Consider the following 12,972-nt stretch of genomic DNA (forward strand, 5'->3'; position numbering starts at 1 on the left):
CTCACATTTGGTTCGTCTTACTTTGTTTAGTTTTCAAAGGTCTAAAGCTTGTTGTCGCGTTTCTGACAACTTCTAAATAATACAATAGTTTTTAAATTTCGTCAAGCTTTTTTATTTTATTTTTGAATAAATATCCAAAAACGTTTTTTGCATTTAGCTTAGCGACATTTATTAGATTACCACAATCTGTAACAGACTGTCAAATGAAATATTGATTTATTTAAGAATATTTTTTTCTTTATTGCCAGTGTTAAACTACTTGCAACATCAATTACTATAACAAGTCTAGCCCAGATGGTCAACCATAAAGTTTACATTCTTTACAAAAAAAATACAAAAGCGAACATTTATTTATTTGCAATTCGTGAAAAGACGTATATATATTCAAAGCGCTTTTCACATCGGAACTATTGTAAATAAAAAAAGATTTTTGTTCGCTTTTTATTTTTAGTTGCGTTAGTGACTTTTCTTTAACTTATAAACAACCGATTCAAATGGTCGTAATTCTAACTTATCTATTTTTTTACTACTATCCATATAATTACTGATTACAATAGTCTCAACTTTCCGGTCATCATCTTTATATATAGTTGGTTTCTCATAAAAATTAATAATGACTAGCCATGTTTCACCTTGATAACTTCTTTCATAAACAAAAAGTTGGGGATCATTTGGCAACAATTCTTTATAATCACCCCATACAATCAGTTCGTGTTCTTTTCTTAAACGAATTAACTTTTTATAGTAGTTAAAAATGGATTCTTCGTTTTGTTGATCTTTTTTAACATTCAAATCTTGATAGTTAGGGTTGAGCGCCAACCAAGGAATCTCAGTGCTAAATCCTCCATTTAAAGACTCATCCCATGGAATCGGACGCCTAGCATTATCTCGTCCTTTTTTATTGATAGCACGAATAATCTCTTCTTTATTGTAACCTTGCTGCATTCGTTCATTGTACATATTAATACTTTCTATATCATTTACTTCTTCTATAGAAGAGATTGGTGTATTCGTTAACCCTATTTCTTCACCTTGGTAGATATAAGGCGTTCCTTTAAGAAAATGTAAGAAAGTCGCAAACATCTTGGCGGAAACGACACGATATTGTGGAGAATCATTGCCCCAACTAGATACAATGCGTGGAATATCATGATTGTTCCAAAATAAACTATTCCAGCCGTCTCCATCTAACGCTAACTGCCACTTTGTAAAAACTTGTTTTAATTTAATAAAGTCCAAGGGTCTTGTATCCCATTTAGGTTTACCAGGTTGTTCGTCTAAGCCAATATGTTCAAATTGAAAGACCATCGATAATTCATTGCGTTCAGGTGCGGAATATAATTTTGCATCTTCAGTCGTTACTCCCCAAGTCTCGCCTACTGTTAAAACGTCTAGCTTACCAAATGTTTTCTGATGCATTTCTTGAAGGTATGTATGCAACATTGGACCATTACCAGTAATGAGTTCATCTGGAATTTTTCCAATCAGATCAATGACATCCATTCGAAATCCACCGATCCCTTTATCCAGCCAAAAATTCATCATTTGCCAAATTTCATTGCGAACTTTTGGATTCTCCCAATTTAAATCCGGCTGTTTCTTACTATATAAATGCAAATAATATTGATTGGTTTGTTTATCCAACTCCCATGCCGATCCACTGAAGATGGACGTTAACTCATTAGGAGGCATATCACTGGGTTGTCCATCCCGCCAAATATAATAGTCTCGATATCCATTGTCTTTATTTTTTCGTGATTCTATAAACCAAGAATGCTCATCAGAAGTATGATTGACAACTAGATCCATAACAATCCGAATTCCGTATTCATTGGCCTTTTGAATGAGCTCATCCATATCATCCATTGTTCCGAATTCTGGAGAAATTGCTTGATAATCGCTAATGTCGTATCCATTATCATCATTAGGAGATTGATAAACTGGACTTAACCAGATAGCATCTATCCCTAAATCAGCTAAATAGCTTAAGCGTTGAATAATACCTTGAATATCGCCTATTCCATCTCCATTGCTATCTTGAAAACTTCTAGGATAGATTTGATATACAACAGAACTATGCCACCATTTTTTTTCCACTATCGATCACTCCTTAGTTAGTTGCTTTTTTTAAAATGTCACTTAATTTCAACTCACTTGTATCTGACACAGCATAATCAGCGTTTTTCATCATCTCTTTTGTACCTACACCTACAGAAAAAATCCCGGCCGCATTAATTGATTCAATGCCAGCTTGAGCATCTTCCACACCTACACATTCTTCTGTCTTTAACTGTAATTGTTCTGCACCTTTAATAAAAATTTCCGGATCCGGTTTTCCATTAGCTAATGATGCAGGATCAACTACCGTATCAAATAAATCTGCTATTCCAAGTTTCTCCATTATGACTGGTCCATTTTTACTGGCAGATGCTAACGCTAATCGAATGTTTTCTTTTTTTAGATCTGCTAGTAAATCTGCTATTCCGGGCAATAAATCATTAGGTGTAACACTTAAGATCAACTTTTTGTAATCTTCATCTTTTTCATTTGCTAATTGTTCTTTTTCTTCAACAGAATACTTTTCCGTTTGATTGCCTATTGCTAAGATGCGCTCTAGAGAATCCATTCGACTGATCCCTTTTAGTTGCTCATTCATTTCACGGTCAAGCGGAATACCTAATTTATTTGCCATTCTTTTCCAAGCTTGGTAATGATACTCAGCAGTATCTGTCAAAACACCATCCAAATCAAAAATAAATCCTTTAATCATTTGCTAACTGCTCCTTTTTAACAATAATAAAAGCTATCAAATGAATTTATCAATTTGATAGCTTTCTATTGATTGCTTTTTTAAATTCAACATTTTGTTATTTAATTGTCTGGAAAAACCGAATCGGACTTTCAACTACATCTGACAACACCATTTCTTGATCATATAAAGTAAGGTCAAGCGGCTCGCCTTCTTCTAAACGGACGCTCACAGTTTCTTGTGTCACCGAGATATGAAGCAAACGTCCGCGGTACTTGATCATAAAGTTATATTCTGTCCAGTTTTCCGGACAAAAAGGTTTGAAAATCAGTTTACCATTGAATGTACGCATACCGGCAAATCCTTGAACAATAGCCAACCATCCGCCACTCATTGAAGTAATGTGCAGTCCATCTTCAGTATCATTGTTGTAGTTATCTAAATCTAAACGAGCTGTACGTGCATACAATTCAACCGCTTTTTCTTTTTTGCCAAGTTCTGCTGCTAAAATAGCGTGGATGGATGCAGAAAGTGAAGACTCATGAACCGTCATTGGCTCATAGAAATTAAAGTTGGCTTCTTTTTCTTCTAAAGTAAACTCGTCGTTCAAATAATAAATACCTTGTAAGACATCCGCTTGCTTGATAAAACAAGAGCGTAAAATTTTATCCCATGACCAATGTTGATTGATGGGCCTTTCAGTAGGATCAAGGTCAGTAGTTGTCAGCAAATCTTTGTCTAAAAAGGTATCGTGTTGCACGAAGACATTTAATTCATCGTCGTGTGGGTAATACATCTTTTCAATAATGTCTTCCCATTTAGACATTTCTTCATCCTTTAGATACAATTCATTTACTACAATTGGAGAAACTTTTTTTAGACTTTCCAATGTATAGCGTAAAGTCCAAGCCGCCATCGTATTTGTGTACCAATTATTGTTAATATTGTTTTCATATTCGTTCGGACCTGTAACGCCATGAATCATGTAGTGATTATTTCGTTTAGAGAAATGCACACGGTCAGCCCAGAAACGTGAGATTGCAACCAACATTTCAATCCCTTTAGTTGTTAAGAAAGTTTCATCACCAGTATAGTTCGTGTAATTATAGATTGCATACGCAATCGTGCTGTTTCGATGAATCTCTTCAAAAGTAATTTCCCATTCATTATGACTCTCGATACCATTAAATGTCACCATTGGATACAAAGCTCCTTGCAAGCCTTGTTGTTTAGCATTATGAAACGCACCTGGTAGTTGATTGTGTCGATAAGTAAGCAATTGTTCTGAAACCTTTTCATCAGCTACTGATAAGTACATAGGCAAAATGAAAGCTTCCGTATCCCAATAAGTAGCTCCGCCATATTTTTCGCCCGTGAAACCTTTTGGACCAATATTCAAACGGTTATCTTCACCATAATAAGTAGAAAACAATTGGAATATGCTAAATCGAATTCCTTGCTGACTTTCAGCATCTCCTTCAATCACCACATCGGCTTTGTGCCAACGTTCTTCCCAGATTGCTATGTGCTCTGCTTCTACTGCTTCTACACCTAATGCGAGAGCTTGATCCAAGATTTCTGCAGCTACTGCCTTTTGATTTTCAGGTTGCACATCACGGCTTGTCAACACACTGACATATTTCGTCACTTTGGCTTTCTCACCAGCAACTAATTTATAAGTGATTTTTTCTTCCACTTGCATAAATCCTTCAGAAAATTCTCTTCTTTCATAATTTTCTGCACTACTTTCCATCATAGTTGTTACAGTAAATTGTTCTACTCCAAAAGGATTTTCAATCGTTTTAGTCGTTAGACTACTTTTTTCACCTGAAACACGTTTCATTTCCAACCAAAAATTTTCTTCATAGTTGCTGTCTTCATTTTTAACATTGCCGTCCATCTTCGGTATGAAAATGATTGTTGCATCGCCTTTTAAGACTTCAGCTGTAACTTCAACAACTGCTAATTCTTTTGTCGCAACACTCACAAAACGCTTAAAGGTAAAACGGATTTCTTTTTCTCCTTCAACCCATGTATATGAGCGATACAAAATGCCTTTTTTCATGTCTAAATCTATTTCATAGTCTTTTACTTCATCGATCGCCAAATCAACTTTGCGGTCGTTTACCATTAATTCGACAGGAATGAAATTTGTGGCATTGATCACTTTTCCAAAATACTCTGGGTAACCGTTTTTCCACCAGCCGACTCTCGTTTTATCCGGAAACCAGACACCTGCAAGGTACGTTCCTAAATGAGAATCACCTGAATAACCTTCTTCAAAGTTTCCCCGCATCCCCATGTACCCATTTCCAATGGATGTTAAACTTTCTTGTAGTCTTTTATCTGTTCTATCTAAGTTTGTTGACTTTACTCTCCATGGGTCAACATCAAATAAACGCTTAATCATGTGCTTTTACCTCCAAATGCTTTTTTAGATTTTTCTCATTCGTTGCATCATTAAATTTTGTTTGGTAAAAAACAAACAGAAGCATAATCACTAATCCTACCGATTGAATCATTAGCAGAATAATGATGTCAAATTGAATCAACCCGATCAACAGCCCTATGAATGATGGCAATCCGATACAATTAATTAAAAGATTGACCGATTCTTTATAGGTTTTAATAGAAGAAAATTGACTTTTTCTTGTCAAATACAAAAAGATAGCTGATCCAAACGTTAGAAAGAACGTACTAATCAATGTAATGGTGAATACAAGAAACATCAATGTTGCTATAGTATATCCTTTGTTTTTGATAAACCATTGTCGCGAAAGGGCATCTTTTAATTCATTCCCATTCGTGACTTTTGTTAGATCGAAATCTTTTGTATATGGAATAGTTGAGACATCCTGACTGCCTTCTTTAATCAGGAATTCGTCCTTTTGAAAAATCAGTGCATTTTCAGACTTTAGTGCTTCTGTCATCTCGTCTTCTGTCAACAAACCACTAACCGTACCATTTTCAGATGAAAGCATAAATGATTCTGGTAACGTTAATGTTCCATTCTTATATTGACCTTCTTGTAGTTTTAAAACGACTGCTTCATCTATTAAGCCAAATGAACCAGGTAACGTTCCTTCAACTGGAAAAGTATCCAATTTCATATAATTTAATGATACTGGAATCATCAATAAACTATTAACAAAAAGCAACACAACAAAAATTTGAAACCAATTTAGTTGATGCCGATTTTTAAATACTTTTCTAGGAGACCAAATACTTTTAAAATAATTTAACGGGAATGCATCAGTTTTCATTGTTTCACTTCTTTTCTTTTTAAAGTTCATATATTGAGATGATTATCCTTTTGTTCCTCCAGTAGTCAGACCAGAAACAAAATTCTTTTGTAGTAAGAAGAACAATACAGATATTGGAACAGCAATCAAAATCGCACCAGCTGCAAATAAAGCTACTTTTTGGTCTTGCGGGTTGCTAATAAACGTTTGTAATCCTACTGCGACTGTAATTTTCTCTGGACTTCTTAGCAAGAATCTAGCCAGCATGTAATCACCAAATGGAGTCATAAATGCCCAAAGTGCTTGCACAGCAATCATGGGACGTACAAGCGGAAGTACGATTTGCCAAAAAATCCTAAAATGTCCAGCTCCGTCTAGCTTAGCTGACTCATCCAAATCTTTTGGAACTGTATCAAAATACCCTTTCATTAACCACGTATTCATCGGTATTCCTCCACCAATGTATAACATAGTTAAGAACCAAAATTGATCCAATGCTTCTAAAAGTAATGCCATAACATAAAAGGCAGTTAATGCAGCCATTGTTGGCACCATTTGAATAACAAGGAAAAACATCAAACTTTTTTTCCTTCCCAAAAAGTTGTAACGGCTATAGGCATATCCAGCAATCGTAACCAATGCTACTTGAATGACCATAGTGGAAACAGCTACCATCAAAGTATTTTTATACCATGTGCCGTACAGCGTATCTTGAAATAAACGGGTGAAGTTAGATAACGTCCATTCTGAATTTAGATCTAATGAGAACGCCGTTATATTACCAGATTTAAATGCAGAACTAGCTGTAATCAGTAACGGATAGATGATAATGATCGCCAAAGCGATCATATAGACGTAAGTGAAAAATTGACTAAGGAAACGAGAAGTCTTTTGAGATTTAACTAATTTATTCATATTATGCATCCTCCATATTAAATGCATTTGTTTTCTTGAAGACTAACAAGGAAACAGTGATAACTAAAGCTGAAATGATCAAGGTGATTGCAGCTGCCATTGAATATTGTGGCGAAGTTCCGGTCGTTAATTTATAGATCCAGGATATCAAGATATCTGTAGCACCTGCACCACCACCGACACTTCCTGGCCCACCATTATTAAAGAGATAGATCATTGAAAAGTTATTGAAGTTTCCAGTGTATTGTGTAATAAACGTTGGAGCAGCTACCATGAATACCATCGGCATTGTAATTTCTCTGAAACGCTGAAACGCGCTAGCTCCATCTATTTTGGCAGCTTCGTATAAATCTTCTGGAATAGATTGCAAAATACTTGTTGTCATAACATAAATATACGGGAACCCTAACCAGCCTTGAATCATGATAATAGCCATCTTAGACCAAAATGCATTTGTTTTCCAAGCGATTCTTCCTATTTCTACGAAGGGCAAATTATTTATTAACGGAATAACTTGAGTATTGATTGCTCCGATACTATCGTTAAAAATGTTTGAAAAAGATAAAATTGTGATAAAAGCAGGTACCGCCCACGGGAGTAAGAAGATAACACCAAAGAATCGTTTCCCTTTAATAAAGGATTGATTGGCTATAACTGCTGTGAAAATTCCGATAACAATTTGTAAGGTTGTCGCACTGAATGTCCAAATGATCGTCCAACTGAAAACAGACGTAAATGCATCCCTATAGGTACTTAGGAAGAAAATATTTACGAAGTTTTTCAAACCGATCCAGTCAATCAAAGATGCTGGTGGAATATGATAAAAATCATAGTTTGTAAATGCCATAAATAATGTAACCAACACGGGGAAAATAATGGTAAAGGCCATCATTAAGTAAGCAGGTATGATCAATAAGTAAGGAAAACCTGCATTATAGACATTCCACATGACTTCTTTAGCGGTCACATTAACTTTTTGTCCATTATTCCAACTGTTAGCTACACGTTTAGCATCATATATATTTAATGCGTAAAAGGCTAAGAAGATAATCGTTATGATGAGTTGAAGTGTTCCTTCTATCATAATAAATAATGAATGATCTTCCATTGGAGTGCTTCCTAAAGTAATAAGTCCGTTAAATGCATCAATACCAAAAACGATCATCTCGACAATAAATGCGACAAAAATAGCTAAAAATACAATTCCTTTAAACCGTTGTCCGTTATAAAGCTGTCCTAAACCTGGTATTATTGAGTACAACATTGCTTTTTTTTCGTTTTTCCCATTCTGAGGTTTTGTCTGAGAAGACATTTTAAACTCCTCCTTTTTCTTTTAACATTTTTCGGCAGAGAACAATTGCATCCTCTGCCGAAACCTGTTCAATTTTAGTTATGATTTAATTTGTGTATTTTTGTTCGATTGATTCTTTGATCAATTTAGCAGAATCATCAGCTGACTCTTGAGGTGTTTTATTTCCTGAAGCTGCATCAAACAACATGTTTTCAGCACCCGTCCAAACTTCAGCCATTTCAGGAATGTTTGGCATTGGTTGTGCATCTTTGTATTGGTTGATTACAGCTGTTGTTAATTCATCATTTTGTTCTGTCGCGTAAACACGTGATTCTTGATTTGCAGGTACTTCATTTGTTGCGTCATAGAATTTATTTTGGTTTTCAGTATTTGTTACATAGTCTAACCATTCTTGAGCAACATCTTTATTTTCAGAATAGTTGCTGACAACCCATCCTTTTCCGCCTCCAAATGCTTCATAGGCTTCATCGTTGTTTAATGTTGGGATAGTAGAAACACCATAGTTAACGCCAGCATCTTTTAAGCTAGCTGCTTGCCAAGGTCCACCAATAAATGCGCCAACTTTACCATTTAAGTATTGATCTGTAATAAAAGCATCCGCACTTGTTACATCTTGCATACCTTGTGGCCATGTATTTTGGAACCAGTCAGTAGCATATTCGATAGCTTCAACAGCACCTTCATTGTTCAAACCAATATCTGTTGGATCTGTTCCATCTTCACCAAAAACGTATCCGCCATAACCAGCAACTAAACCATAAGTAAAGTAAAAGTCCGTCCATTTAGCTAAAAATCCTGTATTCTTTCCTTCTTCTCCATCAAAAGCAAATTGATCATCTTCTGATAATGCTTCTAGATCTGCAAATGTTTGAGGTGCTTCATCCAATAAATCTGTATTGTAGTATAATACCAATGTTTCAATTACAGATGGTGCACCATAAGTCTTTCCATCTAGCGTTACTTGAGCTCTATCTGTATCATCGTATTGATCGTCATTACCTAAAGTAACTTCAGCAATGTGTCCTTGCTGTCCTAATGATCCCATACGGTCATAAGCAGACATCATAATATCAGGTGCATTTCCAGACGGACCATCAAGAGGTAACGCTTCCAATTGTTCAAACATATCGCGTTCCGTTACTTCAATAGTAACCCCATGCTCTTCTTCAAAAGCACCTTTAATATCTTCAACATAATCTACATACCCTTGGTCGACAGAAATTTGTAGCGTTGAATCTCCTCCTGCAGTTTCTCCTCCAGTTGACGAACTTGTTTCTGTAGCTTCTTCCCCACTTCCACATGCTGCAAGCACTAGTGCACTAGCAGATACCAAACCTAAAACATATTTTTTCCAACCTGTCTTCTTCATTTTATGTATCCTCCTCAAATATGAGTTATTTTTAATTACATCCTTATTATCAGGTATCAAACCGCTTTCTGCAAACGTTTTCTCGATGTTACCGGTAACAGAAATTTAATTAGGTGTTTTCACCCTCAAAAAACAAGACAATGCTGTCCAAAGAGCGGTTGCTCTAAAAACAGTATTGTCTTTTGTCGTTTAGTTTTGGTATTTCTGTGTAATATTCTCTTCAATTAAGTGAACCGCATCATCAGCAGCTTGTTGCGGAGTTTTATTTCCAGATGCAGCATCAAAAATCATTGTCTCAGCACCGGTCCATACTTCGCTCATTTCAGGGATGTTGGGCATCGGTACGGCTGTATTAAATTGTTCAATAACTGCTTTTGTTAATTCATTGCCTGATTCACTGACAACGGTTCTAGCTTCTTGATTAGCTGGAATTTCTGAAGTCAACTCATACAACGTTTCACTATTTTCTGCATTCGTGACATAGTCCAACCACTCTTGGGCTAATTCAGGATTTTTCGAGTATTTGCTGGCTACCCACGCTACACCTCCTGCGAAAGGTTCATACTCTTCTCCATTCGGTAACGTCGGGATTGTTGAAACACCATAATTCACGTCTGCATCATCATAGCCACTTGCACCCCATGGTCCATTGATGACAGCGGCCGTTTTACCACTAGTAAATAGTTCATTCATAAAGTCTTCTGAACTAGTTGCATCTAGCATTCCTTGAGGCCAAACATTTTGATACCAGTCTGTTACATAGGTGATACCTTCAACAGATTCAGGTGAATTTAACCCAATATCTGTTGGATCCGTACCCTCTTCCCCAAAGACATAACCCCCATATCCAGAAAGTAAACCAATGTATTGATACGGAGTTGTCCAGTTAGCTAAGAAAGCAGTATTTGTGCCTTCTTCATTTTCAAAAGCATACTGATCATCTTCTGACAATGCTTCTAAGTCTTCAAACGTTTCCGGTGATTGGTCAATTAAATCTTTATTGTAATACATTACTAATGATTCAATAACAAAAGGTGCACCATAAATTTTTTCATCAAGCGTAACTTGTCTTTGATCTAATTCATCATAGCGTCCATCATCTGGTAAAGTAACCTCTGCTATATGACCTTGTTGACCTAATATACCTACTCGATCATACGGAGCAATCAAAATATCAGATCCAATTTCAGCAGGTCCATCCAGTGGCAAAGCTTCTAGTCCATCGAACATGTCTCGTTCAGAAATTTCAATCGTTACATTGTGTTCTTCTTCGAAAGCTGGAATAATTTCATTAACATAATCAATGTATCGAGGATCTACATCTATTTTTAAAGTTGAAGCCTCTCCGTCCCCACCCGTTGACGAATCCGTTCCAGTTGTCTCTTCCCCACTACCACAAGCAGCCAATACTAACGCACTAGCCGATACCAAACCTAACACTATATTTTTCCAAACCCTTTTCTCCACTGTAATCTCCTCCTTCTCAGTTAACTTTATTATCTTACTTCCGCGATTTTTTTGCAAACGTTACCATTTGAACGCAAAAAATAGAACTAAGTCTTATGCCTAGTTCTATTATTCTTTTAAGCTCTATAAATAACAAAGCCATTTTTTTTGACTGATAATAATTTATTGTCTACAAAAGCTAAGTTCCGTAGTAAGGTCTCCGGTGTTCTTTCTAACGTAAGTTCTAGATCTTGCTCGCCTTGATTAAAGTAGCAAATCAGTTCTTCATCACCATTGGTCCTTTTCATTCCAACAACTTTTTCATCATCACGAATGTCAAACCATTCTATTGCTCCATAACTTAACAATTCTTGGTTATTTTTTCTAAATGCGATCATTTCTTTAGTGAAAGCAAGCATATCACTGTCTTGTTCTTCTTCATTCCAAATCATACATTTACGACAATCAGGATCGTTAAACCCGTCCATACCGATTTCAGTTCCATAATAAATACATGGCGATCCATGTTGTGCAAACATAAAGGCTAATCCTGACTTAGCTAATTCTTGGTTGTTTTTGCTGATAGTCAATAATCGAGCAGTATCATGAGAATCCAACATATTGAACATAACTTCATTCGTTTGATTGCGGTACAACATCAATTGTTCATTTAATCCAGCAACCATTTTACTTGCCGTAATGTCTTTTTTCATAAAGAAATTTTCAATCGTTTGTGTGTAAGCATAATTCATCACAGCATGGAATTCATCACCTTGAAGCCAGCTTTGCGAAGAATGCCAAATTTCTCCTAAGATATAAAAGTCTTCTTTTACATCTACCGAAGCTTGGTGAAATTTCTTCCAAAAATGATGATCAACTTCATTCGCAACATCTAAACGCCAAGCATCAATATCGAATTCTTTGATCCAATACGTAGTCACATCTAATAAAAAGTCTTGGACCTCTGGATTGCTGGTATTTAACTTGGGCATATGTCCTGTAAATGCGAAAGTATCATAACTTAATTCACTAACATTCTCGAGTTCTTCAACCGATAAATCAGCCAGTGATTCAACTGGAAACTGATTGATATGGAACCAATCTTTATAGCGAGAATGTTCTTGATGTTCAAGAACATCTTGCCATTGCATCGAATCCATTCCTAAATGGTTAAAAACAGCATCCAGCATGACTCGAATACCACGTTTGTGTGCTTCTTGAACAACCTTTTTAAACAGTTCTTTATCGCCAAAATCAGGATCGATCTCATAATAATCAATTGTGTCGTATTTGTGATTTGATTTAGCTTTAAACAACGGACAAAAGTAAATACCGTTGACTCCCAAATCCACTAGGTAATCCAAATGATCGATTACCCCTTGCAAGTCACCACCATAGAAATCATCTCGTCCAGGATTTTTTTTGCTGCCCCACGGCAACGTTCCTTCAGGATCATTCGTTGTATCTCCATTAGCAAACCGTTCTGGGAAAATTTGATACCATACGGTTTCTTTTACCCATTCCGGTGTTTTTACTCTGTCGACTTCGTGTAAGTAAGGCATTCTAAAAAAGGTATTGGCATCTTCTAAGTAGTGATCTGTAAACGGAAATACACCACGATCTCCATAAAGGACTTCTATACCATCAGTTCCTTCAACATGAAAACAATAAGCGATACGTTTTGTTTTTACGTAGGTTTCCATCATCCAATAATCATGGACATCCGTACTTAAAATCAATTTCATTGGTTTATCTTCTTCATACCATTTTTCTGTTCCATGAGAGTAAGGATCTCCGCTGATCAAACTAACTTTTTTTACATCACCTTTTTTTGTTCTTAGACGGATATGAAACTGTTCTGGTTTATATAAGTACGCGTATTCACTATCTGGTCTGTGATAAATTGCTGCTGTTTCCATCGTTATTTCCTCAATTCTTT

The 12,972-nt window shown here is 36.0% G+C and carries 9 protein-coding genes; all 9 read right to left on the bottom strand.

All coding sequences use genetic code 11. From position 1 onward, the window contains the following. Positions 1-456 precede the first annotated feature (456 nt). Positions 457-2,097: a glycoside hydrolase family 13 protein gene (locus ABS916_RS10085; protein ID WP_350451765.1), complete on the bottom strand. Its 1,641-nt coding sequence runs from the start codon at positions 2,095-2,097 to the stop codon at positions 457-459. Between the two features lie 13 nt (positions 2,098-2,110). Beyond that, on the bottom strand, positions 2,111-2,770 hold the full coding sequence (gene pgmB / locus ABS916_RS10090) for a beta-phosphoglucomutase (protein WP_350451766.1): 660 nt from the start codon (positions 2,768-2,770) through the stop codon (positions 2,111-2,113). 97 nt (positions 2,771-2,867) lie between these two features. Beyond that, positions 2,868-5,159, bottom strand: coding sequence for a maltose phosphorylase MdxK (gene mdxK, locus ABS916_RS10095; RefSeq protein ID WP_350451767.1), 2,292 nt, complete (start codon positions 5,157-5,159; stop codon positions 2,868-2,870). After that, positions 5,152-6,012 carry a DUF1189 family protein gene (locus ABS916_RS10100; protein WP_350451768.1) on the bottom strand — a complete coding sequence of 287 codons (861 nt, stop codon included), beginning with the start codon at positions 6,010-6,012 and terminating at the stop codon, positions 5,152-5,154. Before ABS916_RS10100 ends, mdxK begins: the two co-directional genes overlap by 8 nt. 42 nt (positions 6,013-6,054) lie before the next feature. Further along, a complete protein-coding gene (locus tag ABS916_RS10105; protein WP_350451769.1) occupies positions 6,055-6,906 on the bottom strand; it encodes a sugar ABC transporter permease in 852 nt (283 codons plus the stop codon). Between the two features lies 1 nt (position 6,907). Next, positions 6,908-8,218, bottom strand: coding sequence for a sugar ABC transporter permease (locus tag ABS916_RS10110; RefSeq protein WP_350451770.1), 1,311 nt, complete (start codon positions 8,216-8,218; stop codon positions 6,908-6,910). An 85-nt stretch (positions 8,219-8,303) separates the two neighbouring features. Then, positions 8,304-9,587 carry an extracellular solute-binding protein gene (locus ABS916_RS10115; protein ID WP_350451771.1) on the bottom strand — a complete coding sequence of 428 codons (1,284 nt, stop codon included), beginning with the start codon at positions 9,585-9,587 and terminating at the stop codon, positions 8,304-8,306. 189 nt (positions 9,588-9,776) lie between these two features. Next, a complete protein-coding gene (locus tag ABS916_RS10120) occupies positions 9,777-11,054 on the bottom strand; it encodes an extracellular solute-binding protein (RefSeq protein ID WP_350451772.1) in 1,278 nt (425 codons plus the stop codon). A 116-nt stretch (positions 11,055-11,170) separates the two neighbouring features. Continuing rightward, entirely contained in the window at positions 11,171-12,952 is a 1,782-nt protein-coding gene (locus tag ABS916_RS10125; RefSeq protein WP_350451773.1) for a glycoside hydrolase family 13 protein, read from the bottom strand. Positions 12,953-12,972 lie beyond the last annotated feature (20 nt).

This window comes from Carnobacterium sp. (assembly GCF_040274945.1).
Taxonomy (GTDB): Bacteria; Bacillota; Bacilli; order Lactobacillales; family Carnobacteriaceae; genus Carnobacterium_B.

Bases quoted from the DNA above. Each gene is read 5' to 3' on its own strand.
- pgmB (WP_350451766.1), bottom strand. From the start codon at position 2,770: ATGATTAAAGGATTTATTTTTGATTTGGATGGTGTTTTGACAGATACT.
- ABS916_RS10115 (WP_350451771.1), bottom strand. From the start codon at position 9,587: ATGAAGAAGACAGGTTGGAAAAAATATGTTTTAGGTTTGGTATCTGCT.
- ABS916_RS10100 (WP_350451768.1), bottom strand. From the start codon at position 6,012: ATGAAAACTGATGCATTCCCGTTAAATTATTTTAAAAGTATTTGGTCT.
- ABS916_RS10125 (WP_350451773.1), bottom strand. From the start codon at position 12,952: ATGGAAACAGCAGCAATTTATCACAGACCAGATAGTGAATACGCGTAC.
- ABS916_RS10110 (WP_350451770.1), bottom strand. From the start codon at position 8,218: ATGTCTTCTCAGACAAAACCTCAGAATGGGAAAAACGAAAAAAAAGCA.
- mdxK (WP_350451767.1), bottom strand. From the start codon at position 5,159: ATGATTAAGCGTTTATTTGATGTTGACCCATGGAGAGTAAAGTCAACA.
- ABS916_RS10105 (WP_350451769.1), bottom strand. From the start codon at position 6,906: ATGAATAAATTAGTTAAATCTCAAAAGACTTCTCGTTTCCTTAGTCAA.